Source organism: Sporosarcina sp. AD_1, assembly GCF_057373025.1.
The window spans coordinates 476,054-501,410 of the sequence record NZ_JBPVIR010000002.1 but is presented as its reverse complement, the minus strand read 5'-3'; the positions used below and the strand labels follow the sequence as shown (position 1 = coordinate 501,410).

The 25,357-nt window shown below is 44.3% G+C and carries 22 protein-coding genes and 1 pseudogene; 16 read left to right on the top strand and 7 right to left on the bottom strand.

Annotation, left to right across the window (positions count from 1 at the left end; genetic code table 11):
• Nucleotides 1-281 precede the first annotated feature (281 nt).
• On the top strand, nt 282-1,490 hold the full coding sequence (locus ACSW3C_RS05790) for an RtcB family protein (protein ID WP_486561405.1): 1,209 nt from the start codon (nt 282-284) through the stop codon (nt 1,488-1,490).
• 42 nt (nt 1,491-1,532) lie between these two features.
• On the opposite strand, the gene ACSW3C_RS05785 is transcribed toward ACSW3C_RS05790, so the two are convergent.
• Nucleotides 1,533-1,811 (bottom strand): hypothetical protein, encoded by a 279-nt coding sequence (locus ACSW3C_RS05785; RefSeq protein WP_486561403.1) that lies wholly within the window; start codon nt 1,809-1,811, stop codon nt 1,533-1,535.
• Between the two features lie 199 nt (nt 1,812-2,010).
• On the opposite strand from ACSW3C_RS05785, the gene ACSW3C_RS05780 reads away from it, so the two are divergent.
• The 7 genes from ACSW3C_RS05780 (at nt 2,011) to ACSW3C_RS05750 (ending at nt 7,576) form a co-directional block, all read left to right on the top strand.
• A complete protein-coding gene (locus tag ACSW3C_RS05780) occupies nt 2,011-2,790 on the top strand; it encodes an amino acid ABC transporter substrate-binding protein (RefSeq protein WP_486561401.1) in 780 nt (259 codons plus the stop codon).
• Between the two features lie 59 nt (nt 2,791-2,849).
• Entirely contained in the window at nt 2,850-3,509 is a 660-nt protein-coding gene (locus ACSW3C_RS05775) for an amino acid ABC transporter permease (protein WP_486561400.1), read from the top strand.
• 26 nt (nt 3,510-3,535) lie between these two features.
• Nucleotides 3,536-4,297 (top strand): amino acid ABC transporter ATP-binding protein, encoded by a 762-nt coding sequence (locus ACSW3C_RS05770; protein ID WP_486561398.1) that lies wholly within the window; start codon nt 3,536-3,538, stop codon nt 4,295-4,297.
• Nucleotides 4,298-4,388: 91 nt separating this feature from the next.
• Complete coding sequence (locus ACSW3C_RS05765; protein WP_486561397.1) at nt 4,389-5,285, top strand: carbon-nitrogen hydrolase family protein; 897 nt, start codon at nt 4,389-4,391, stop codon at nt 5,283-5,285.
• Nucleotides 5,272-5,943 (top strand): GNAT family N-acetyltransferase, encoded by a 672-nt coding sequence (locus ACSW3C_RS05760; RefSeq protein WP_486561395.1) that lies wholly within the window; start codon nt 5,272-5,274, stop codon nt 5,941-5,943. The genes ACSW3C_RS05765 and ACSW3C_RS05760 overlap by 14 nt, the downstream gene beginning before the upstream one ends.
• A gap of 20 nt (nt 5,944-5,963) precedes the next feature.
• Nucleotides 5,964-6,632: a GNAT family N-acetyltransferase gene (locus ACSW3C_RS05755; protein ID WP_486561393.1), complete on the top strand. Its 669-nt coding sequence runs from the start codon at nt 5,964-5,966 to the stop codon at nt 6,630-6,632.
• A gap of 395 nt (nt 6,633-7,027) precedes the next feature.
• Nucleotides 7,028-7,576: a DUF420 domain-containing protein gene (locus ACSW3C_RS05750; RefSeq protein WP_486561391.1), complete on the top strand. Its 549-nt coding sequence runs from the start codon at nt 7,028-7,030 to the stop codon at nt 7,574-7,576.
• A 45-nt stretch (nt 7,577-7,621) separates the two neighbouring features.
• Here the strand turns inward: ACSW3C_RS05750 and ACSW3C_RS05745 are convergent, their stop codons facing one another.
• Nucleotides 7,622-8,104 (bottom strand): general stress protein, encoded by a 483-nt coding sequence (locus ACSW3C_RS05745; RefSeq protein ID WP_238081531.1) that lies wholly within the window; start codon nt 8,102-8,104, stop codon nt 7,622-7,624.
• A 185-nt stretch (nt 8,105-8,289) separates the two neighbouring features.
• Here ACSW3C_RS05745 and ACSW3C_RS05740 point away from each other — a divergent pair.
• The 3 genes and pseudogenes from ACSW3C_RS05740 (at nt 8,290) to ACSW3C_RS05730 (ending at nt 11,817) form a co-directional block, all read left to right on the top strand.
• A pseudogene (locus ACSW3C_RS05740) lies at nt 8,290-8,871 on the top strand (DUF421 domain-containing protein).
• Nucleotides 8,872-9,066: 195 nt separating this feature from the next.
• On the top strand, nt 9,067-10,347 hold the full coding sequence (locus ACSW3C_RS05735; protein WP_486561389.1) for an alpha/beta hydrolase family protein: 1,281 nt from the start codon (nt 9,067-9,069) through the stop codon (nt 10,345-10,347).
• Between the two features lie 174 nt (nt 10,348-10,521).
• On the top strand, nt 10,522-11,817 hold the full coding sequence (locus tag ACSW3C_RS05730) for a purine/pyrimidine permease (protein WP_486561387.1): 1,296 nt from the start codon (nt 10,522-10,524) through the stop codon (nt 11,815-11,817).
• A 105-nt stretch (nt 11,818-11,922) separates the two neighbouring features.
• Here ACSW3C_RS05730 and mnmH read toward each other — a convergent pair whose 3' ends face one another.
• Together mnmH and selD are read right to left on the bottom strand one after the other, a co-directional pair.
• The gene (gene mnmH, locus ACSW3C_RS05725) at nt 11,923-12,969 is read right to left on the bottom strand and encodes a tRNA 2-selenouridine(34) synthase MnmH (RefSeq protein ID WP_486561385.1); all 1,047 of its coding nucleotides are present in this window, start codon (nt 12,967-12,969) and stop codon (nt 11,923-11,925) included.
• A gap of 28 nt (nt 12,970-12,997) precedes the next feature.
• The gene (gene selD, locus ACSW3C_RS05720) at nt 12,998-14,044 is read right to left on the bottom strand and encodes a selenide, water dikinase SelD (RefSeq protein ID WP_486561383.1); all 1,047 of its coding nucleotides are present in this window, start codon (nt 14,042-14,044) and stop codon (nt 12,998-13,000) included.
• Between the two features lie 269 nt (nt 14,045-14,313).
• On the opposite strand from selD, the gene ACSW3C_RS05715 reads away from it, so the two are divergent.
• Together ACSW3C_RS05715 and dacB are read left to right on the top strand one after the other, a co-directional pair.
• Nucleotides 14,314-15,732, top strand: a complete 1,419-nt coding sequence (locus ACSW3C_RS05715) for an NAD-dependent succinate-semialdehyde dehydrogenase (protein WP_486561381.1) — start codon at nt 14,314-14,316, stop codon at nt 15,730-15,732.
• A gap of 249 nt (nt 15,733-15,981) precedes the next feature.
• Complete coding sequence (dacB, locus tag ACSW3C_RS05710) at nt 15,982-17,463, top strand: D-alanyl-D-alanine carboxypeptidase/D-alanyl-D-alanine endopeptidase (protein WP_486561380.1); 1,482 nt, start codon at nt 15,982-15,984, stop codon at nt 17,461-17,463.
• Between the two features lie 39 nt (nt 17,464-17,502).
• Here dacB and ilvA read toward each other — a convergent pair whose 3' ends face one another.
• Nucleotides 17,503-18,768, bottom strand: a complete 1,266-nt coding sequence (gene ilvA, locus ACSW3C_RS05705; protein WP_486561519.1) for a threonine ammonia-lyase IlvA — start codon at nt 18,766-18,768, stop codon at nt 17,503-17,505.
• A gap of 166 nt (nt 18,769-18,934) precedes the next feature.
• Entirely contained in the window at nt 18,935-19,825 is an 891-nt protein-coding gene (locus tag ACSW3C_RS05700; protein ID WP_486561378.1) for a diacylglycerol/lipid kinase family protein, read from the bottom strand.
• 416 nt (nt 19,826-20,241) lie between these two features.
• Here ACSW3C_RS05700 and ACSW3C_RS05695 point away from each other — a divergent pair, with 416 nt between their 5' ends.
• Nucleotides 20,242-21,687, top strand: coding sequence for an amidase (locus ACSW3C_RS05695; RefSeq protein WP_486561376.1), 1,446 nt, complete (start codon nt 20,242-20,244; stop codon nt 21,685-21,687).
• A gap of 201 nt (nt 21,688-21,888) precedes the next feature.
• Here the strand turns inward: ACSW3C_RS05695 and ACSW3C_RS05690 are convergent, their stop codons facing one another.
• The gene (locus ACSW3C_RS05690) at nt 21,889-22,314 is read right to left on the bottom strand and encodes a MarR family winged helix-turn-helix transcriptional regulator (RefSeq protein WP_486561375.1); all 426 of its coding nucleotides are present in this window, start codon (nt 22,312-22,314) and stop codon (nt 21,889-21,891) included.
• Between the two features lie 205 nt (nt 22,315-22,519).
• Here ACSW3C_RS05690 and ACSW3C_RS05685 point away from each other — a divergent pair, with 205 nt between their 5' ends.
• Entirely contained in the window at nt 22,520-24,247 is a 1,728-nt protein-coding gene (locus ACSW3C_RS05685; RefSeq protein ID WP_486561374.1) for a methyl-accepting chemotaxis protein, read from the top strand.
• A 102-nt stretch (nt 24,248-24,349) separates the two neighbouring features.
• Nucleotides 24,350-25,324, top strand: coding sequence for a proline dehydrogenase family protein (locus ACSW3C_RS05680; protein WP_238081506.1), 975 nt, complete (start codon nt 24,350-24,352; stop codon nt 25,322-25,324).
• Nucleotides 25,325-25,357: the final 33 nt, after the last annotated feature.

Genomic DNA, 25,357 nt, shown 5'->3' with positions numbered 1-25,357 from the left:
CGAATCCTATAAGTAACTAATCGATTATGTCTGTCTAACTTAGATATATTTTGGGTGTTTTGAGTTGACAATTCTGAACTAGTCTTTGAGCAACCTTGTATTCAAACGACAAAATCCCTACATCAATATAGAAGTTAAGGTTTTTTTGTTCTCTGATCTTGTTTATCAATCTGGCCCAATTGCTGATAAAACCAGAACTTCTATGTATTCTCATATGGGTTTCTATTCTTTCTGCCGTATGAAATAATAGAAATCTACAAACAAATACAGGAGTTGAGGGAATGAGGAAGCGTGTGTTCGGGAAGCACGAAGAACAGACACTGCGGCAGTTTGACAATTGTTTAAATACCGGCAATGTTGTTGGGGGCGTACTATGTGCAGATGGGCATTATGGGTATAGCCAGCCCGTTGGGGGAGTCGTTGTTTATGATGGCCAATTATCTCCTTCGGGGGTTGGCTATGATATAGCGTGTGGCAACAAAGCAGTGCGCACAGATATGAAGTGGCATGATATACAAGAAGACCTCCCAAAGATTATGGATGCGATCGCATCCAGGATTTCCTTTGGGATGGGTCGGAAAAATGCAGAACCTGTCGATCATTCACTGTTTGAAGATCCAGACTGGGATGTCTATAAGCGAATTGGCCAGCAGGAGCATGACCGGCTGAAGAAGCTAGCGTCTGATCAGCTTGGCACGGTTGGCGCGGGTAATCATTATGTGGACCTTTTAATTGAAGAAGAGACCGGAGATGTGTGGATCGCAAATCATTTTGGAAGCCGGGGATTTGGGCATAAGACGGCAAGCGGTTTTCTCAATTTGGCGAACGGCAGAAAGTTTTCAGATCGGGCACCGGGGGAAAGTATGGAGCAGGCACCTACTTTAGTGGATCTGGAAACGGAACTGGGTGATATGTATTATCGAGCCATGACGCTTGCTGGGAAATACGCATACGCTGGCAGAGATACGGTAATGGATCAAGTGCTGGCTATATTAGGGGCAAATTCTTTAATGGAAGTTCATAATCACCATAATTTCGCCTGGAAGGAAACCCACGAAGGGAAGGAACGGATGGTTGTCCGTAAAGGTGCAACTCCGTCGGCTCCTGGCCAATTAGGCTTCATTGGCGGAAGTATGGGGGATATTTCGGTCATTGTGCGGGGTAAAGATAATGAAGCGAATAAGGATTCCTTCTATAGTACCGTGCATGGAGCCGGTCGAATTATGAGCCGTACACAAGCGGCAGGCAAAATGAATTGGAAGACGAAAAAACGAACTGGCGGGCAAATAACTGATAAGCAAATGGCAGATGCTGTCGCTCAGTTCGGAGTCGAGCTGCGAGGCGGGGGAACGGATGAAAGTCCTTTTGTTTACCGTCAGCTACAGTCCGTATTGGATGCGCATGAGGACACAATCGAAATATTACATGTGCTACGGCCGGTTGGGGTTTGTATGGCTGGTGCGAACGAGTTTGATCCCTATAAAGACTGAACAGCTGCTTCGCCATTAGAAGGCGAAGCAGCTGTTTTATTGTTATTCATTACTTTTATTGGTTTCCTCTTCTTCGCTTCTACCATGCTTGATAACAGGTTCATGCGAAAATTCATCTTGATATGCACTATGCTTCATGCCGGTTTCAGGAAACATGCCCTCAAGATCTTCACCATCGCCATCTTCGCTTACAAAACTAGGAGATATATCGACATCTTCAATTTGCTGCTTATCTGATTCGGTTTTTAGGAAATCCTTCTCCTGTTCGTTTCTTTTAGGTTCATTGTCCATGAACATTCTGTTGTCCGTTTCTTTTGTCATGTTACATCCTCCTGTTCATGTTATAAGGAAACTTCCTTTACTCTTCCCGCTCGTCGAGGCATATAAACTCGAGTCCTTTGAGAGTGAATATATTTAACATTTTGACTATCGATTAGACACTTCACAAACTTCGGAATGCATGTTATATTACTAATACGTTAACACGTTAAAGTGCTGAAGAGAAAAGGGGATTGTTTTTATGAAAAGGAAAATTACTTTTTTAATGATAACCATTTTGGCCCTTGGTTTGCTGGCGGCCTGCGGAAGCTCAAATGCTTCAAAGGAAGCGGATAATCAACTCGTTATCGGTGTAGATGATAAATTTGCTCCTATGGGATTCCGGGATGAAAAGAACGAATTAGTAGGTTTCGATATAGATTATGCTAGAGCTGCAGCAGAACATATGGGAATGGACGTAAAATTCCAGCCGATCGACTGGAAGACGAAAGAGACTGAACTGAGCAGCGGACGTATTGATTTGATCTGGAATGGGTACACAATCACTGAAGATCGAAAAGGCAAGGTGCTTTTTACAAAACCGTATTTGGAAAACGCGCAAGTCGTTGCTACTCTGGTAGATTCGCCAGTTAAGGATCTAAGTGACCTTGAAGGGAAGAAAGTCGGACTTCAAGCTCTCTCTTCCGCAGCGGATGCCTTAGATGCAAATCCGATCAAATCAAAAATCAAAGGTACTTCTGAGTATGCGGATAATGTTCTTGCTTTGACAGACTTAAAAACAGGACGAGTTGACGCAGTCATCATCGACCAAGTGGTAATCGATTATTACATGTCCAAAGAAGAAGGCACATTCAAAGTGCTAGATGAAACCCTTTCTCCTGAGCAATATGGGATTGGCGTTAAAAAAGGCAATGATGAATTGCTTGAAAAGCTTCAGGCTGCGCTTGATAAGATGAATGAGGACGGCACGGCTGCAGAAATTTCGACAAAATGGTTTGGTGAAGATAAAGTATTGAAATAATCAAGTCGGAAGGGTTTCCGTAAGGGGCCCTTTTTGATTTTACTGAAGGAGTGTCAAATATGTCTTTGGATTATTTGCTGACGATTTTAAAACCGATGCTTGAAGGAGCACAAGCGACGATCCTGCTTTTTTTAATTGCGATCATCGCTTCCATACCACTCGGATTTTTGCTCACCTTAGCGGTACGGAGCTCCGTAAAACCGGTCGCATGGCTGGCTCATGCCTATATTTATCTGATGCGCGGCACTCCGCTCTTGCTTCAATTGCTTGTTATTGTATTCGGGTTGCCTTTGCTGCCCGTGGTAGGCGACTATCTTGTGTTGGACCGATTTGTTGCTGCATGTATCGGTTTTATCTTGAATTATGCTGCGTATTTTGCAGAAATTTTCAGGGGCGGCCTGCTAGCAATTGACAAAGGGCAATACGAAGCAGCTCAAGTGCTGGGGTTAAATCGCTGGCAGACGACAACCAAGGTCGTTTTGCCTCAGATGTTCCGGATTGCTTTGCCGGCAGTTGCCAATGAATCCGTGACACTTGTTAAGGATACAGCACTCCTATATGCTGTTGCAGTTCCCGAATTGCTTCACTTTGCACAAACAGCTGTAAATCGTGACTTCACGATTGTTCCATTTTTTGTAGCGGCCCTCATTTACTTGCTCATCACTATGGTGTTGACGTTCTTTTTCAAATGGTTGGAACGCCGCATGCGATTTGAATAATAGGTAAAGGAAAGGGAGTGTCCTGCATGGCAGTCGTGGAAGTGAAAGACTTAAAAAAATCATTTGGATCACTGGAAGTACTCAAACGGATTTCTTTTGAAGTAGAGCGTAATGAAGTTATCGCGATAATCGGTCCATCAGGCTCCGGGAAAAGCACGATGCTTCGCAGCTTAGTCCATTTGGAAGAAGTGGAAGGGGGAAGTATCGCCATTCAAGGAGAAAATCTAGTACAGGACGGCCAGTATGCAAAAGCCAAACAACTGAAAGAAATTACATCTAAAATGGGAATGGTTTTTCAGCAGTTCAATCTGTTCCCTCACTTGACAGTAATCCAAAACCTCGAATTGGCACCGAAACTATTAAAGCAGCGAGCAGAAGAGGGATATCGGAAGCGGGCGATGGATTTACTAGCAAAAGTGGGACTTTCCGACAAAGCTGATGTGTTTCCTTCGAAGCTATCAGGCGGGCAGAAACAACGTGTTGCCATTGCCCGTGCGTTAATGATGAATCCAGAGATTCTTCTCTTTGATGAACCGACATCAGCTCTTGACCCAGAGCTGACCGGGGAAGTCCTTGATGTCATGAAAGAGCTTGCCGAGGAGCATATGACAATGATTGTCGTCACGCACGAGATGGAATTTGCACGAGATGTCGCAGATCGGGTTTTGTTCATGGACCAAGGCGAAATAGTGGAAGAGGGCAGTCCAGAAGAACTCTTTGGGAATCCGAAAAAGGAACGAACAAAAGCCTTCTTATCCAGAACAATGCGCACTCGCAAGGCTGAGTAGTTGAATTATTGAAATAAAGCATGACTTTCCCTCTGGCATATATTATGATGTTGCTACAATGTCATTTTATTTTACTAGGGGGGTTAGTTGAATGAAACTTCGCGTTTCTGCTGTGCAATATCATCTTCATTCCATCCGGACGTTCCAGGAATTTGCTGATCAATGTGAGCATTATATCCGAAATGCACAGGAATATGATGCTGAATTCGTCTTATTCCCGGAATTTTTTACAACACAGCTGCTATCCATTGGGGATGCGGACGGAAAAGCATTGACGATCGAGGCGTTGCCGGGATTCACGGACCAGTATCTCGAATTATTTAAGAGGCTGGCCACTCAGTATCATATGCATATCATCGGCGGCACTCATGTCATAGAGCGTGAGGGGCGCCTTTATAATGTTGCGTTTTTATTCTTCCCGGATGGCACAGTGGAAGAACAGGCGAAGCTGCATATCACACCGTTTGAAATCGAAGGGTGGAATATGGCGGCTGGGGAAGATTTAAAAGTATTTGATACAGAAAAAGGACGGATCGCCATTCTGACCTGCTACGATATTGAATTTCCGGAAATCGTCCGGATGGTGAAAGCTGCGGGTGCAGATGTTATTTTCTGTCCATCTTGTACAGATGACCGGCATGGATTCCATCGTGTGCGCTATACGAGTCACGCAAGGGCTATCGAAAACCAAGTCTACGTTGTCCTGACTGGAACGGTAGGTTCTTTGCCGACCGTCGATTTAATGCGTGCGAATTTTGGTCAGGCCGCCATTATCACACCAAACGACATTCCGTTCCCTCCAAAAGGTCTTGCGGCTGAGGGGGAATTAAATAATGATATGCTCGTGACAGCTGACTTGGACCTTTCTTTGTTATACGAAGTAAGAGAAAAAGGATCCGTCACAACTTGGCGTGATCGACGGACTGATTTGTATACCGATTGGGGGACAAATGCGTTGCGAGGTGCTGGCAATGATGTACCGCAGTAACATCTTGGTGCCTCTTGAAGGAAGATTTATTTCTGTCGTTGTAAGGAATTATACGTATCAAGACTTCGATGCAATGATTCATTTGCAAAGCGAATGTTTTCCACCGCCTTTTTCTGAAGAGCTTTGGTGGAATGATGAACAGCTTGCGCAACATGTCATCCGATTTCCGGAAGGGGCGATTTGCGTAGAATATGATGGAAGGATTGTTGGCTCTATTACCAGTCTGTTAGTCTCATTCGATCGGGAGCATACAGATCATACATGGGAACAGGTAACAGACAATGGCTATATCCGCAATCATGATCCAAATGGAGATACGCTATATATAGTGGATATTTGCATACATCCTGCTTTTAGGAAAGCTGGGCTGGGCAAAATTATGATGCATGCCATGTACCAACTTGTAGTTAAGCTTAATCTGAAGCGTCTTCTGGGCGGCGGTAGGATGCCGGGATACGGAATGTACTCCGAGCAAATGACGGCAGAAGAATATGCAGAAAAAGTAGTGAACGGAACGGTGCATGATCCGGTTCTCACCTTCTTGCTCAAATGCGGCAGAACGCCTCTCCGTGTTATGGAAAATTATTTGGAAGATGATGAGTCGAAAAATTACGCTCTCTTGATGGAATGGAAGAATCCGTTTTACTCAATAGATTGATAATAAGGGGATAGTTGAAAATGGAATTTACAAGAATCACATCGATAGAAGATCCGTTGTTCGCAAAAATGCATACTTTGCTACGTGAAGTTTTTCCGCCAGAGGAAGTGCTAGAATTTAATCTTTGGAAAGAGCCCTTGGAGGATCCGAGCATCCGTGTCTTTGTTGCAGTCGAAGAGGGGGAAGTCGTCGGGGCTACCGAATATCGTTATTATCCGCACTGGAATATTGCAATGACCGATTTTACAATCATCGGATCTTCCGGAAAGGGGATCGGTCGTTTTCTTGCCAAACAACGGGAAGAAGACTTGAAACGTTTGGCGGAGGAAAACGGCAAAGTATTGTTCGGCATGTTCGCAGAAATCTATAATCCTTACGAACGAGAGGACTTTGATTTTGGTGGTATCATGGCGATGAATCCATACGTTCGTCGTGAAGTACTTTCCCATTTGGGGTACCAGCGCTTGGATTTCAACTATGTACACCCTTCCTGGAAAAACGATGGGGAAGCAGTCGAAGGGCTTGATTTCTGTTTCATGCCACTGGGAGAAATAAACGAAATTCCAGCCACTCTAATTGTCGATTTCCTTACTGACTATTACTCTGTCTTATCAAATAAGCCAGAGAGATGGATTCAAATGATCGAAGAGTTGAAGAACAAAGAAACGGTCCGTTTGTTGCCATTATAATATAACCATCCCTCGAACTTTATTGTTCGGGGGATTTTTACAATTTACAATGGGCTACTGCATGTCCTAGGCTTACAGACACGGCTGCTTGACTAGCAGCAGTCAATGTCAAACTTGTAACGAGTTCTATTGCGACCGCAGGTTTTGGCTACTCATCGGTCTAGCGCGACACTTACAGAACAGATCGCTTCGGAAGCCTGAATCGTTAGTTCTGTCAGCTGTGAGATTGTATGGGAGACTACGTCAATTTGTTCAGAGACAGCTGTCACATATTCAGTAAATAAATTGAATCATGACATCCCTGTGAACATTCGTTCCGCTGTGGTTAATCTATGATAAACTGAATGCAGCTGAAATTTTTCAGGAATGAACAAACATCGAGGAGTTGTTAGGAAATGAAATCATATACCGGGGGAGAGTCCTTTCAAAAACGGAACTATAAGCCGCTGATTATTGGCATCTCCGTTGTTTTGATCGGAGCGATCGGCGTTTTGTCCCGTCTTCCGGGCGTCGAAGATTTTCAAGCTTTTGATGTAACGGTACTGCCTTTATTGAATGCGATTTTTAATTCGTTTACGTTTCTGTTTCTAGTGGGGGCACTAGTGGCAATTAAAAAACGGAATATCAACGTACACCAGCGTTTTATTAACGCTGCGCTAGTCACTACGACTTTGTTTCTTGTTACATATGTAGCGTTCCATTACTTATCGCCTTCCACGCCGTATGGGGGAGAAGGCGTATTGGCGGGGATCTATTATTTCGTCCTCATTACCCATATCGTGCTGGCTGCTGTCATCGTTCCGCTTGTCCTAACGACTGTAACCCGAGCATGGAACCGTGAGCACGACAAGCATCGGAAAATTGCAAGATGGACAATGCCATTATGGCTCTACGTCAGTTTCACAGGTGTCCTGGTTTATATCTTGATCTCGCCATACTATTAAAAAAGAAAGGGTCCTCCTAAACTGGAGAACCCTTTTTCACATTGTTTATACTAGTGGGCGATCTGGATATTCAGCACGGTGATCAAAATCAGTGTATTCGCCATCAACGAGAACTAGGATTTTTCCTTCATCGAAATATTGATTGTATCTTTCTGCCTCGTCTTCAGGGATACCCATGCCGATTAATGCGCCGGCAAGTCCGCCGACACCAGCGCCGGCTGCTGCTCCCGTAATTCCGGCTACAATCGGGCCAGCCGCGATGATCGGACCGACTCCTGGAATCGCGAGAGCACCGATTCCGGCAAGTACACCACCAAGGCCGCCAAGGACTCCGCCTGTCGCTGCGCCTGTTGCTGCGCCATCAGCAGCGTGTGTTCCTGTCTCTTCCTCAATATAATCTACTTGATGCTCGTTTTTGCTGATGATTGAAATATCATTAGAGTTGTAACCTTGTCGTTTCAAATCCTCAATTGCTGCAACCGCTTCTGCTTCCGTATCATAATAACCAACTACACGTCTTTGTACCATAACTATACGCCTCCTGGTTTATTAATAAGTTTATCGAACTGACAATAAAATACCCCGCTAGACAAAACTGAAACATTACATGACGAATACAAGCTTAGCGAGCTATATGTCAGTTTGTTACTTGCTGTGTCAGACTAGCTGTAAATGGGTACCTATTTTACAAGAAAGAATAGGAGGTTCGTCTAATGGATTATGTGATTAATGGATTGAAGCTAGTCGGTTTAATTGCCTTTATGGTTGTCATCCGTGCGCTTGGAAAAAAACATTTAGCCGAAATGACTCCTTTTGACATGATCTATTTGTTGATGTTTGGAGGGATATTGGAAGAGACCTTATACAATCCAAAGATCTCCATATGGCAATTTCTTTTCTGCTTAGGTGTGTGGGTTGCTACGATTTACGTAATTGAAAAACTTGTGACAAAATCCAATGGAGTCCGGGCCCTATTAAAAGGGGAACCCGATCATCTCATTGTGGACGGAATGATAAATTTGCACCTAATGAGGAAAAACCTATTGGAGATGGAGCATCTGCGAACCATGCTTCGGCAGCAAGGCATATTTTCTCTCCGTGAGGTGAAAGATCTCTTTCTTGAATCAGGTGGAGACATTTCTATTAACCAATATGCGAAATATATACCTGTTACATGTGGAGACTTGAAGATAGACAAATAAGAAGAATCTCCAAGTGTGTTGCTGATAAGCGAAGGACAAATTCAGCAGGAGGTCTTGCATGCTATTGGAAAAACAGAATCGTGGCTGCGTTAAGAATTAACAAGAGAAGGGTTTCCCAATCCGCATGAAGTGAACTATTGCGAATGGTCGAAATCGGACGGATTCTTCATTAAATAACGTAGTTTCAATAGGATAGAGAATTCGATAGTAGCGAACTCTCTATTTTTTTATTTGGCAAAGGTTCCACTCTTTTGTTATACTATATATATAACAAAAGAGGTGGTATGAATGAGAAGAAGATACTTGGCGTTGCTGTTGATGTCATTTGCTTTAGTGGCATTGACTGCATGCGGAAAAGAGAAAGGGACGGAAAAACCAAACGAGGAGGATGGCAATTTGAGTCCAATTGAAGGGATTTGGGATGGAGCTATTGATGCATCCGGCCAATCATTGCCGATTAGTATATCTATAAATGAGAAAGGAGGACAGATCAGTATTCCTGCCCAAGGATTGCATGATTACAAGTTGTCAAAAGTTGAACTGAAAGATTCCAAGCTGACGATGGAGATGACGCTGCAAGGGCAAAAAATGACGTTTCAAGGCGAGCAAGATGAAACTGGACTATCCGGAATTTTTACGCAAGCGGGACAGGAGTTCCCTTTCCAATTGGCACTTCGGGGACCAGAATTGGGCCAGCGGATTGAAGTGGATGTGATAGGAGGAACCATGTCAGCCTTGCTAGTTGAGCCAAAAGGGGAGGGGCCATTTCCCCTCATGGTCATTATTGCCGGTTCCGGCCCAACTGACAAAGACGGAAATTCCGAGCTGATGGCAGGCAACAACGACAGTCTTAAGATGGTTGCCCAATCATTAGCGGATCAAGGCATTGCCTCCATCCGTTATGACAAGCGCGGTATTGGCGATAATCGTTCACTCATGACTAAAGAAGAGGACATTCGTTTAGAGGATTTTATTGAGGACGCTGCGACTTTCACTGATTGGGCTAAAAAAGACAGCCGTTTTAATAAAGTCGGCATTATTGGCCATAGTGAAGGCTCTCTAGTTGGCATGGTGGCTGCTAAGAAAGCTGATGCCGATCTGTTCATCTCTTTGGCTGGCATGGGACGACCGATGGACGTTGTGTTGAAGGAGCAATTACAAGAAGCATTGCCGAATGAATTGAAGCAGCAGGCCTTTGATATATTAGATCAATTGAAAGAGGGCCATGCCGTGAAGGATGTTCCTCAAGAATTAGCTTCGGTATTCCGGCCATCTGTCCAGCCATATATGATGTCTATGATGGCGTATGACCCGGTCGTGCAGCTGAACCAGCTTTCTATTCCGGTTCTCGTCATAAATGGAGATCGTGATCTGCAAGTACTTCCTGCAGACGCGGAAGCGCTACATGAAGCGAAACCGGAATCCAAATTGGTCATTGTGCCGAATATGAACCATGTATTAAAAGATTCACCCGAAAACCGGGAAGAAAACATCGCGACGTACACGAATCCTGATTTGCCATTAGCTACAGGACTAATGGAAGCGATGGTTCCATTCATTCAAGAGTAATATAAGAAGGGTTGCCCTTTTGTCTTGCAAATAAGACTGGGGCAACCCTTTCTTTGGCTGGTAACGGAATATATCGCGTGGATTTTATTGAAAAATTGTTGAAATCAATGATTGGCAGAGAACGTGGTATACTGTAAAACGGAATTATTAGTTAGTACGGAATGAGGTGATGGGATGAAACACATAGCAGGCGGATTACAATGGGCCGTTTTCCTGATTGCCTCATCGATCGCTGCACCTATTGCGATTGGTCATGTATTCGGAATGGATGCGGCGGAGACAGCCCTTTTCATCCAAAGAACAATGTTTGTTCTTGGATTGGCCTGTATTGTGCAAGCGGCAATTGGTCATCGAATGCCAATTAATGAAGGACCGGCCGGTTTATGGTGGGGGATTTTCGTCGTCTACGCAGGGATGGTCGGTGTGTTGTATTCTACAAAGGAAGATGCATTGCAGGCGTTGCAGAGCGGAATGATCTATAGTGGCGTATTATTCATCCTGCTTGCGGTCTTGGGACTAGTCGGCAAGATGAAAAAACTGTTTACCCCGGCAGTCACTTTTACCTATTTAATGCTGCTGATCTTGCAGTTAAGCGGAACGTTTATCAAAGGAATGCTGGGCATCGAGAACGCCGGAGATGCGATTGATATCCGTGTTGTAATAGGAAGTATTGTCATTGTCATCCTTATGTTTATTATGATGAATCATAAAGTGGGTTGGATTTCCCGTTATTCTGTTTTATTGGCAATTTTAATTGGCTGGCTGCTATTTTTAGCTATCGGGAAAGCCCCGGCTATTTCAACGGTTTCCGGAAAGATGATCGACTTTCCTAACATCCTCGTTTATGGAAAGCCTGTGTGGGATGGCGGGATGATCGTAACTGCATTTTTCATTACGCTGTTATTGATTGCAAACATGATGGCTTCTATTCGTGTAATGGAAAATCTATTAAAACAGTCGTTTTCGATTGAAACGACGGATCGTGTCAAGCAAGGCTCAATTGCTTCAGGTATCAATCATATGCTCGCTGGCTTGTTTTCAGCGATTGGGCCAGTGCCGATTTCCGGTTCAGCAGGATTTGTCGGAGCGACTCGGATGGCCTCATTAAAACCCTTTATTATCGGGAGTGCAATTATCGTGGTTATGACAATGTTTCCTGTAGTCATGGCAACGTTTGCAGCATTGCCCGCACCGGTCGCTTATGCGGTGACCTTCGCCATCTTCTCAAAAATGGTGGAAATGGCATTCCATGAACTTGCGGCCGATCCACATCAGCAACAAGCCTATAAAGTGGTAGCAATCGGTCTGATGGTTGGTGTTGGATTGATGTTCGTCCCTAGTGACAGCTTTGTCAAACTTCCAGGGCTTGTTGCCGCCATTTTATCCAATGGATTGATTACCGGAACGATAGCGGCCGTCGTCATTGAACAGTTTCTCTTGTGGAAAAGCCGCAGAGCCGCTCGGATATAAACAGCTGAAATAGAAAGCGCAATTTCGTTAATGGAGTAACGAAATTGCGCTCTTTTTATGGTTTGATTGGAATCATTATTTCAAACAGGATGGGGAATCAGATTTCTATTTGGTCACTGAAGCCACTGCCGATTCATAGATGTCTGCCACTTTTGCAAGCGCGTCCTCCGTGTCGGCAGCATGGACAACGATCACTTCGCCTGGTTTTGTGGATGCGGAATGCTCATAGCGTGGATCATAGTAATTCAGCAACAGCAGTTCAACCGCTTTTTTAAATTCCTCTTTCGCTAAATGAGTTTCAATCTCGAACGCAAGAGCTGGTTTTACTCTTTTCTTGATTAATTGGAAAGCATCGAGAAACTCGTTCGGTGAGTTCCAAGGCTCGTAATCGTCTAAAATATTTTGTACCCGCTGTTCCATCGGCAAATGGATGATGACATGGCGGCCGTATTCTTTTTTGTTGAACAGGAAAGGCGGGAGAAGCACTTTTCCAATCCGTTTACTTTCTCCTTCAATTAATACAAAGCGTTTGTCCTTCAGCTTTTTCATTTCATGTACAAGGAGAGAGTCGAATTTCTTTTGATTGTTCGGCTGCAGACCGATTTGGCCAAAAATAGAGCCCCGGTGGCCCGCCATTTTTTCGATGTCGAGAATCGGCAGTCCTTGTTCGTCCAGCCTCCGAAGAATGGTTGTTTTACCGGTGCCCGTATAGCCGTCCAGCACAATTAATTCAGGAGGAAATTCCTCTTTCTCTAGTTCTTTAACAACCCATTGGCGATAAGAACGAATCCCTCCGCTCAGCCGGTTCACATGGATGCCCATCAATTCCAAAACAGTGGCAGCCGTTTTACTCCGCATGCCGCCTCGCCAGCAGAATACAGTGGTGGGTCCATCAATCTCTTTAAATGCTTTAATGAAAGAAGGAAGTTTCTGTGAAAAAATTTCCAACCCGCGTTCTTTAGCCGCTTCAGGGCTTACTTGTTTATAAAGAGTGCCAATTTCAGCACGTTCCTCGTCATTAAAAACGGGAATATTTCGGCTTCCCGGGATCGTCGCTTCTTCGTACTCTTTCGGAGAGCGGACATCGACGGTCGTTATCCGCTCTTGTTGTTGCATTTCCATTAAATCTTCTAACGAAATATCTCGTATCATTTTTGTTCACCTTTCAATTCGTGTACCCTTAGATGACTTCTATCTTCTTCCGATTCTCTGCAGTAATCTCTCCGATAATATGAGCGTCCACACCTTGTTTTCGTAAGTCTTGCAGCAGATTCTCCGCTTTCTCGTTCTGCACCGAAATAAGCAGTCCGCCGGATGTCACCGCATCACACAAAATATACCGGTCAATTGAATCAAGTGTTTCTGCAAATGCGATATCCGCTTCCACGTGAGCCAAATTGTTTTTCGTGCCTCCAGGAATCCTTCCTGCCTCAGCAAGTTCACGTGTTCGAGGGAGAACAGGCACTTGTGCTAATAAGATTCGAATCCCGACATCGCTCGCTTTAGCCATCTCTGTTGCATGTCCTAATAATCCGAACCCTGTCACATCCGTAGCAGCATGAACTTCATATGGTGCCATAACTTCAGCAGCAGTTTTATTCAACGTAGTCATGACGGATGTCACTTGTTTTACTTCCTCTTCGCTCAGGGCTCCGTGCTTCAAAGATGTTGTGTATATTCCGACACCAATCGGTTTTGTTAGGATTAATTGGTCACCGGGCTGTGCCCCGGCATTGCTTTTTACATGCTTAGGATGGACAGTTCCTGTTACAGCTAATCCAAATTTCGGTTCTTGGTCATCGATAGAATGCCCGCCTACGAGTGTAACTCCGGCCTCTTTCAATTTATCGGCCGCGCCTCTTAAGATGTCCGTCAGTATTTCTTTGTCCAGTTTGGAAATAGGGAAGGCCACAATATTTAAAGCGGTTAGCGGTTTTCCTCCCATCGCGTATACATCGCTGATAGCGTTAGTAGCCGCAATTTGTCCGAAATCATATGGATCATCAACAATCGGCGTGAAAAAATCCAGCGTCTGGACAATTGCCAGATCGTCTGTCAGCTTATAAACACCTGCATCATCGCTTGTATCCAAACCGACGAGGAGATTCTCGTCATATGGGGCAGGAGGAAGTGTGCGAAGCACCTGGGATAAATCTGCTGGACCTATTTTGCAGCCGCATCCCCCTTTTGTTGTAAGTGTTGTTAGTTTGACATCGTTTCTTTCCATTTTACTGCCTTCTTTCTCATTCATAGTTAAGATGATGACGTCCATAAGGTGCGTCCATCGGGCTAATGCACTGTCATACACTAGCGGGATAAACTAAGTGTAGCATATGGTTTGCGTGTTTCGCCGAAGAAAGCATTGATAATGAGAAACAATAGGTCCATACACATGACTTTCATTAATTGCGGTTAAAAAGGGTATACGATAGTAGGAATGGGGAATGTAACAATGATAAAGTAGAAGACAGGAATCATGTAAAAGGAGGAGTCTGAATGGAAACATATCCTATGATTATAAATGGAGAAAAGACGGGGTTAACTTTGCCGGCAATCGAAGTGGAAAACCCGGCGACTGGTGAGATAATTGCAACAGTACCACGAGGCGGTGCGAAAGAAGCGGAGCTGGCTGTGGATGCAGCACACGCGGCATTTAAAGAATGGTCAGTCTTAACAGCCTATGAACGGAGTGAACTGCTGCAGCGATGGTATTTCTTAATCCAACAGTTTACTGACGATCTGGCCAAGACAATGACAGAGGAACAGGGGAAGCCGCTTGCGGAAGCACGGGGGGAAATTGCCTATGCCAATGGATTCATCTCGTGGTATGCAGAAGAGGCGAAGCGTATTTATGGGGAATCAATTCCTTCCTCCAGCCAAAACAAGCGTATTTTTGTGCATAAACAACCGGTTGGAGTCGCAGCTGTCATTACGCCTTGGAATTTCCCGGCTGCCATGATTACAAGAAAAGTGGCGCCAGCCCTGGCGGCGGGTTGTACCGTTGTGATAAAACCTGCAGAACAAACACCGCTTACAGCAATCAAACTGGCCCAGCTGGCACTGGACGCTGGGATTCCAAAAGGCGTAATCAATGTAGTGACTGGAGACGCAAGCGCAATTGGCGAGGCGTTGCAGCAAGACAAACGCGTCACGAAATTAACATTTACTGGTTCCACAGAGGTTGGAAAATTGCTCATGCGAGGAGCAGCGGATACCGTTAAGAAAATTTCACTGGAACTTGGTGGCCATGCACCAGTTATCGTCATGGACGATTGCCAGATTGAAAAAGCTGTAGACGGTGTCATGGCGACCAAATTTAGAAACGCCGGCCAAACTTGCGTTTGCGCCAACCGGGTATACGTCCAAGAGTCAATCGTTGAGGAGTTCACCAGCCGACTTGTCAAAAAGGTACAAGAGCTGAAAGTAGGCAACGGGTTAGAAGAAGGGGTTACGATCGGCCCGCTCATCGATCAGAAGGCTATTGCGAAAGTGCAAGCTCATGTGGACGATGCCAGAGCAAAAGGAGCTAAGGTAGAAGCAGGAGGTTCTGTAAAGGACGGATTATTTTATGAACCGACCCTTTTATCCGGAGTAACCGATGACATGTTGTGCATGCATGAGGAGACATTCGGCCCTGTGATGCCAATAGTTACGTTCCAATCGGAAGAGGAAGCAATCCGCAGAGCAAATGATTCTGACTATGGGCTAGCTGCTTATGTCTTTACTGAAAACCTGACAAAAGGAATTCGCATTTGCGAACAATTGGAATACGGAGTCGTTGGTCTGAATGACGGCCTCCCATCCACTCCACAAGCTCCGTTCGGAGGATTTAAGCAGAGTGGCATCGGCCGAGAGGGCAGCCATTTCGGCATCGAAGAGTACTTGGAAATAAAATATATTTCAGTTGGTTTGTGACTTGTTGCATCGTACCTTTACTGAGAATTGATAGAAAGAAGATGGCGTTTCGCTTAGAGAAACGCCATCTTTTTCTGTTGGATTGTTTCCAAAGGATACAATTTCTTGTCGATTGCTTCCTTTTTTTATTCATTTTCCTAGAGCGTTAGAATTAGTTTTAATATGAAAAAAGTTCTAGTAATCTATTTATCAATAAATGATTACATGGTAAACTGTAAAGGAATGACAATTGAGAAGGGGGAATTGAGATTGCAACGTAGAGTACTAGTTGTCATCTTATCTATGTTTCTAACAATTGGCGTTGTGTTCACGCCGATAACAGAGGCATCCGAAGTACAAGCCGCCAGCGCGTACCCAAATTTAGAGCGGTCCATTAACTTGATAATGTCGGATAGCCGCATGAAGGCGATCAATAGCAGTGTGACCATTAGAAAAGCATCAACAGGTGAAATTATCTATCAATCTGATGCAGATAAAAAGATCACACCAGCTTCTACGCTAAAATTATTAACTTCTGCCGCAGCTCTGGATACACTCGGTGAAGAGTACCGGTTCACGACAGAAGTGCTGACGGATGGTACGATTTCAAAAGGCGTTCTGCAAGGAAATCTGTACGTACGAGGGCAGGGAGACCCAACGTTGTTGAAACAAGATCTGGATCAGTTTGCCTCGCAGCTGAAAAAGCAAGGGGTCACTAAAATCACCGGGAATCTTGTAGGAGATGACTATTGGTTTGATGATGTCAGACTCTCCCCGAGCATTGACAAAAGTGACGAATCTCGTTACTACGCGGCTCAAATTACCGGCTTGACACTTTCTCCGAATAAGGATTACGATGCGGGAACTGTCATTGTGGAAGCTGTCCCGACCAAAAAAGGATATAAAGCAAAAGTAAAAATGACACCGGAAACCGGGATTGTGAAAGTGGTCAACCGTACCAACACGGTTCCAAAAGGTTCGAAAAATACATTGTCCATTAAAAGGCAAAGCGGGACAAATAACATTATCATCTCTGGAAATGTTCCCGTCGGCAGTTCAGGCAAAAGGGAATGGGTTACCGTTTCCAATCCTACTGCTTATACATTGGATGTGTTTAAAAAGTCTTTGGCAAGCAAAGGCATCAAATTCTCTCCGAAATCTGTAGTGCGGCGAGGTGCAGCGCCGTCAGATGGACAAGTACTTGCGGTGAAAAAATCCATGCCGCTCAAAGACTTGATGAAACCATTCATGAAACTGAGCAACAATACTCATGCTGAAATTTTGGCAAAGACGATGGGCCGTCAAAAATATGGAGAAGGCAGCTGGAATGCGGGATTGCGCGTCATGCGCGAATTTGCTGATTCTATTGGGCTTAACAGCACGGAATGGCGATTCGAGGATGCGTCCGGTATGTCTCATTCCAATAAAGTGACTTCGGCGCAAATGACTGAGCTTTTATTTCTTGTACGTTCCGAACCATGGTATTCGACATACGTCCAGGGGCTTCCGGTCGCAGGGGCGAATGACCGATTTATCGGCGGAACTTTGCGCAATCGTTTGACATCTCCATTGGTTAGAGGAAAAGTAATTGCCAAAACGGGTAGCTTGAATCGAGTGAACAGTTTGGCAGGGTATGCAGAAACGAAAGACGGAGAAACCTTGATCTTCAGCATTTTGACACAAGATCAAAAATCGAGCACGATTCCATTGATTGATAAGATTGCGACTGTGATTGCAACATCTGCGAACTAACTTAAAAACGCCTTGCGAATTTTTTCACAAGGCGTTTTCTCATATTAAAAGTTCAAATAATGTGCTGTCCTTATTCACTTCTTTAAACGGAAAGCCATTTTCCTGCATCCGATCCAGCAATCCTGGATAATCTTCTTTCCGCTTCACTTCGATTCCAACAAGCCCGGGACCGTTCTCTTTATTGTTTTTCTTCGTGTATTCAAATGTTGTAATATCATCATCGGGACCAAGCACTTTATCAAGAAACTGCCTTAACGCACCAGCACGCTGGGGGAAGTTGATAATAAAATAATAGAGCAGCCCTTCATGAATTAATGACTTCTCCTTAATTTCCTGCATCCGTCCGATATCATTATTGCCGCCGCTGATTACACAGACAACCGATTTGCCTTTGATTTGATCTTTGTAAAAATCCAACGCGGCAATTGGTAATGCGCCAGCAGGCTCAGCAATAATAGCATGCTCATTGTACAATTCAAGGATGGACGTGCACACTTTGCCTTCAGGCACCCGGATGATATCGTCGACATATCGGTTGCAAATCTCAAATGTCTTCTGGCCGACACATTTTACAGCTGCACCATCGACGAATTTGTCTATTGTATCTAGAGTAGTCACTTCATTTTTCTCCATTGCAGTTTTCATGCTGGCGGCGCCGTCCGGTTCTGCGCCGATCATTTTCGTATTTGGTGAAAGATTTTTAATATATGTGCTTAAGCCTGACATAAGTCCGCCTCCGCCAATGCTGGCAAAAACGAAGTCCAGCGGTTCCTCAATGTCATTCATCAGTTCAACTGCTACCGTTCCCTGGCCGGCGATAATATCCTCGTCATCAAATGGGTGGATGAAAATACGATCTTCTGCGAGCGCGCATTCATTTGCTTTTTCAGAGGAGTCGTCGAAAGTATCTCCGATTAAAATAATGTCTACAAAATTTCGGCCGAACATCCGTACTTGGTTGATTTTTTGTTTTGGGGTTGTTTGCGGCATGTAAATCTTGCCATGAATTTGCAGATGGGCACAGGCATACGCGACCCCTTGTGCATGATTGCCTGCACTTGCACAGACGATCCCTTTTTCGCGGGCTTCTTCTTCAATCCGCTTGATCTTATAATAGGCGCCCCGCAATTTGAAGGAGCGGACATGTTGCAAATCTTCTCTCTTGATGTAGACATGGCAATCGTATTTTTCTGAGAGCCGCTCGTTCTTTTGGAGAGGGGTATGAACGACAACATCTTTTAGAAGTTGATTGGCAATCAAAATATCTTCCACGAAGACTAGCTTCTTTTCGTTTTGTTCTACCATAGTCATTTCTGTATTCCTCCGCATCTTCATAAATATTTTCTAATAGTAACATGATTTCAACAGAAATGACATACGAAATATCCTAATTGTCCATGAATTTCAATGAATCGACACATACAAAACTTTCCGATTACTTTGTAAGCGTTTTCTTTATTAAAATAAGAAATTATGTAGTCAGGAAATATATTATGGAAGGTACAATTTGGATGACTACTTCTGAGTCCCAGTAGATTTCTCCATCCACAACGAGTGGCAGTTTCCGATTTGCAACGATCCGAACTTCCTGGCCAGATGCATACATTACTTCTTTCGCTTCGATTATTCCACCCCTCAGCAAAGCTGGGAAGAGGGAAAAAAGGATTCTCCAGCGGGAAGCACTATGCAAAACGGTGAGATTCATCTGGCCATCCAATGGATCAGCCTTTGGGCATATTTCAAGTCCCCCTCCGTAATATTTCATATTGCCGCAGGAAATGAGCCAGGTCACGGGAAATTCGTATGCCTTCCCGTCTACAATCAACTTGCTCGAATATGGCTGGAAAGTCATAAGATCGAGAACGGCGGCTACGGAATACGTTAAGCTACCCAAACCGATTTTATTAAAAAAAGGTTTATAGCTGGCAGTTTCGGCTCGGTCGCCGATGGAAGCATCCAGTCCGAAGCCTGCGACGGTAAGACCGTATATTCCATTCACCGAAAGGGCGTCGAGTTGTACTTCGTTATGCAAAAGCAGCCGCTCCACAAATAGAAGCGGATCTTCCGTTATTCCCAGATTGCGGGCAGAATCATTCCCGGATCCTGAAGGTAGGAAGGCGATGGGCACTTGAGATGGCACACATATTTGCAGTACAGAATGTAACGTACCATCCCCGCCGATAATGACAACTGCTTTGCAAGACGCGATAAACTGCTGTAAAAACAAAGCTGTTGCGTTTGCGGAATCACTGATTAAAGCTTGATATGCGATTTTCCGCCGGTCCAGCTGCCACTTAACTACTTCGAGTTTTTGCAGGGCAGAGGAATTGCCGGCGTTTCGATTGCAGATTAATACATACATTATTATCCTTCTTTCCCGAACACATTATCTTGAACCCAAGTCCCCACGTTTACTTTTAAAAGGGGAAGGGAACCATTTACATAAGAATCTATTTGTGAAAAGGAGTGGCACACATGGGTTGGTACAGACCGGATGGTCGCGGACAATGGTTGGCATTTGGGGCCTCGCTTCTCATTATTCTGATTGTCATTTTATGGGGGCTTTTTTATTGAAATAATTGTTGAAATGAAGTTCCTGTCGGTGTACAGGGACTTTTTTTATGCCACAATAGCCTGGACTTACTGAATACCGACTCCATGTCCAGCATAGTAATACCATAGAGTGATATTACATAAGTATTAGAATCTTCATAACTATAGTAGTGGATTTCATGTATAATGAAAAGAACTAGATAGCTGAGAGAGAAGGTGCGAATGATGATAAAAGCCAAAGAAGACCTTGCTGCAATGTCACTGCTTGATCTGGACGTTCATGACCTGCTGAAATTACTGGAGAGTGGACAAGTGAGTTCGTCCGATGCAGTGGAACAGTATATTCAACGTATAGAAAAAGTAAATCCAATCGTAAATTGTGTAGTTGAAGAACGTTTTGCAGCTGCCCGTGAAGAAGCGATTCAAGCTGACATTGCCAGAGAAGAAGGAAAAGGGAAAGGGCGATTGTTTGGCGTGCCGATTAGTGTAAAGGAATCCTTTGATGTAGAAGGGATGGCAACGACCGGTGGATTACTTCGACGCAAGGGATTTATTCAATATGAAGATGCCGAAGTCGTGGAAAGGTTAAAGGCAGAAGGAGCCATCATCCTTGGAAAAACGAACACGCCGGAACTTTGTTTTTGCCAGGAAACCGATAATAAATTGTATGGAAGGACGAACAATCCTCATGATGTAACCCGAACGGTCGGCGGATCTAGCGGCGGGGAGGGAGCGATGATTGCAGCTGGTGGAGCAGCAATCGGAGTAGGATCAGATATCGGGGGCTCCATACGATTTCCAAGCCATTTCAATGGAGTAGTCGGGTTCAAATCTGGAAAGGGTAAAGTATCCCAAAAGGGCAGCTATCCATTTGTGGAAGATTCATTGCAGCAAAGGATGCTCGGAATTGGGCCGATTGCAAAATCGGTCAGGGATGCCAAACTCCTTTATAATATTATTGCTTATGAAGTGACGTCGCCAAAAGAATTGAAACGTTTTACCGTTACTGTTTTCAGGACGACGGATTATCCGCTTTCTGCGGAAACAACGCGGCTATTGAACGAGGTTTACCTTTCCTTACGGGAAGAAATGACAGCCGAACGTGAACCCATTCCGTTTTTCGATGAAGCCGCTCAAATTTGGCAGGAAATCATGTCGATCGATGGGGGTCTTAGCAATGCCAGAGAGGCGTATGGGGACGCACCTGTGACACCCATCCGTTCCTATTTTGCTGAAAAGACACGTGGGACAGGGGAGATACACCACTATCTATCGTGGGCCTTGTTTGGCGCTTCCTTATTCAGACCGTCTCCAAAAAGAATACAACAAATTCATGAATTCTTGGCAAGCGGTGATGCTGCATTGGAAGAGTATTTGGAGAATCGGATTCTCGTCTTGCCGGTGTATCACTGTGCCGCACCGAAACACGGAATTGTTTACAAAGAACTCTTCTCCATCCGAAAAACGTTCAAGAAATATTTGCCTTATATCGCTTTTGCGAATACTTGGGGACTGCCGTCCCTTACGATTCCTCTTGGAAAAGATGCGGATGGAATGCCGATAGGACTGCAGTTGATTAGTAAGAATGGAAACGAGGATGCGCTGTTCTCTCTCGGAGAAAAGCTTGAAAGCCGTTTTCAAGGATACGAACGAGCAATGTTACACGTGTAGGCAGGACAACGAGCGCAACTTTGTTTTCTTGGAGTTAGAAGTGGCTAACATCCATGGAAGCAGATGTTGCGCTCTTTTTGTCCGTTAACTTTCAGAATATCTGCCTGGACACGTAAATGGTTTTCCGGGAAAGAGCCAGTGCAAGCGGTTTGCAAGCATATGAACGGAGGCTCGAGCGAGTGTGATATTAATAATTCTTATTCATTCTCCTAATGCTCTGTCTAACTTTTGATAGATTTGCAGTAGTGACTTCTGTTCTTCGGGTGACAGATGGGAGAAAAACTCGGTGTGCAGTTCTTGACCGTCCTGCTGGGCTTTTTGAAGCAGCTCTTTTCCTTGTTTTGTAATTGCCCAATAAGTAGTGCGTCTATCGGTCTCATCCTTCGTGCGGGTAATCAAGTCCATTTTAACCAGTTTTGTTGACAGATGAGTTAATGAGGCAGGGGTCAGATGCAGGATTTTCGCTAAATCGGATGGCCTGCATTCTCCCCGTGACTGCAATTCGTGCAATACAAGGATATGGGTAATCCCCAAATCGATATCGGAGGATTCCCTCCAATGAACAAGCATCTTGTATGTTACTTTTTCAATGGTATGTATTAAATCAAAAATGGTTTGTTTCGGCATGATTCATTCCTCCTGCTTTCGCAAAGCACACAGTATCTATCCGTTATAGCAGAACTTAAAAGAAAAGACAAATTGTAGGGAGAAATATGTTCACTATAATTTAAGATTTAGTAAGCTAAAGTACTTTTTTCATAACTAGATTTAAAGTAATATAGACTATGTACGAAGAAATAATTGACAATTGAATAGAGGAGCGAACTATCCCATGAAGATCAAGCAGACATTGACATTTCAACTAGGGGCCATTATCGTTGGCATCCTGATCGCTATGCTGGCGATCACTTCGATAGCCACCTATAAGACCGCCTATGAAAAGCTCTATGATGCAGCAGGCATCGAAGCATACGGCTGCGCCAACATTACGACTGGTTTAGTCTTCTCCAAGGATATTGATCAGGCACTCGCTGGAGACGCATCAACAATTGAAAGGGTCGGCAAAACGCTGAATTGGACAACGGAACATAAGAATATTTTTCATGCTCAATACATACTGGATCTGAATGGGAAAATAGTCGCGTTGGATGACAATTTGAAAGCGGATGGTTTTCAAGCCGGCGATCAATTCAAGATGGATGAAGAAGCAGTCGCCATGCTTGTCGATATGAAACATCCGACGTACTCAGAACCGTACACGTTTGGCGGAATGAAACGACTATCAGGATATGCACCGATTTTTAAAGATCATGACCCGTCCAAAGAGGTTATCGCCGTCAGCGTTATCGACTTTGACGCAAGCATTGTCGGAGATAGGACATGGGAGGTTGTGAGAAATGGAATTTTTATCAGCCTGATACCGATGTTGATCGCTGCGGTCGTGACTATTTATCTTTTACGACGCAAAACACGTCCGATTTCCTCGATGATTGAACATGCGAAGGAAGTGGCTTCCGGTAATTTGGCTATTGCAGATCTGCCCTTCGACAGCCGAGATGAGGTAGGGGATTTGAGCCGGACCTTGAATCAGATGACGACCAATTTGCGTACGATGATTGACACCATGAAATCAACTTCTGACCGTTTAATGGAGAATGCTGTGAACACATCGCGTACATTAAGAGAAATGGAAGAAGCGATTCAAATGGTTGCACATAATATGGGAGACGTCGCTGAAGGAGTTACCGATGGCACCCGACACGCAGAACATGCTTCGTCTATTTTAAATTCGTTAGCGGAAAGCTTGCAGAATACGAAGGACAAAGCCGACGTAACTGTTGAGAATTCCAATGTGACCATGTCCATGGCGCAGGAAGGGGAAGGCCGCGCGAAAGAAATAAGCAAGGACATGACGGAAATCAAAGCATCTTCTGTGGAAACGAATCAGACGATTCAAGCATTGATCGAGTCGGCGCAAAGGATTCAGGCAATCACCACGTCCATCGCCTCAATTGCTTCCCAGACAAATCTGCTGGCCTTGAATGCATCCATTGAGGCTGCCAGGGCAGGTGAACACGGGAAAGGATTTGCAGTCGTGGCCGAGGAAGTTCGTAAGTTGGCGGAGCAATCGAATGCGGAAGTGGCGGAAGTGGAAAAATTGGTAACCGATATTACCACAACGATCCATCAAGTCGTTTCCTCTACAGATGCAAGCATGAGCCGGATCGAAACAGGAACGGGAACTGTTCAAATGACAGCTGATTCATTGCATGAAATTTCAACTGCTGTCTTGGGGACAGTAAAAGACGTCAATCTAATTTCGGATCTCATGACTACCGAGGCGGATAAATCAAATCAAGTCGTTCGCTTAATTGATCATCTGAAAACGATGATTTACGAGATCGAAGAGAAGACGAACAATATATCATCCGCTACCGAAGAGACGACCGCCTCCATTATGGAAGTGGCGAGCCGTTCGGATGAAACAAAAGGAATCGCGGAAGAATTGACGAAGATTGTCGATCAATTTACGACCCGATTAGATATTCCAGATAAATAAACAATTATTACATGCCTGGAACCGGACTTTTATTGTAATGAACAATCAGGCTTGTGGTATAATCATTATGGAACGAAAACTTTTGATCGAGGAGCTATGCATATGTTACTTAAAGACTTTTTTATCGGCCTATCTCAAAACCAATTCCTTAATAGCGCAGCGAAGAAGTATGGTTTGCGTATGGGCGCGCAAAATGTAGTGGCAGGAACAAATATTGCCGAGACGATTGCAAGCATCAAAGAATTGAACAAGCATGGCATTTCTTGCACAGTCGACAATCTTGGAGAATTTGTCTTTGAAAAAGAGGAAGCGACTGCTGCAAAAAATCAGATCCTGGAAGTCATTGAAGCGATCCATGATAACGGAGTCGATGCACATGTTTCTTTAAAGCCTTCTCAATTGGGCTTGGATATCGATTATGATTTCTGTAAGGAAAACTTGCGTGAAATCGTTTCGAAAGCTCATTCTTATGGCATTTTTGTTAACTTCGATATGGAAGACTATGCCCGTCTCCAACCGTCCTACGATTTGCTGGATGAGCTGTCAAAGGACTATGACAACATTGGAACGGTTATCCAAGCGTATTTCTTCCGTGCAGAAGAGGATTTACACAAGCATAAGGACTTCCGCCTCCGTATTGTTAAAGGAGCTTACAAGGAGCCTGCTGAGTACGCATATCAGGATAAATCCGATATTGATAAAAACTTCGTCAAATTGATCGAATGGCATTTATTAAACGGGAAATTTACTTCCATTGCGACTCATGACCATAATGTTATTAACCATGTGAAGCAATTCGTGAAAGAACATAATATATCGAACGACAAATTTGAATTCCAAATGCTATACGGCTTCCGTCGTGATATGCAATTGGAACTTGCGCGAGAAGGGTACAATTTCTGTACGTATGTTCCATTTGGCCAAGATTGGTATGGATATTTCATGCGCAGATTGGCGGAGCGTCCGCAAAACCTTAATCTTGTCGTAAAACAAGTATTTAACAAGAAAACGAATACAGCAATCGGCCTTGCAGCAGGTGCGTTCCTGCTTGGAAGATTGACGAAGCGCAAGAAATAATAACATAACACAATACCCGGTAAGTAGTTCTAA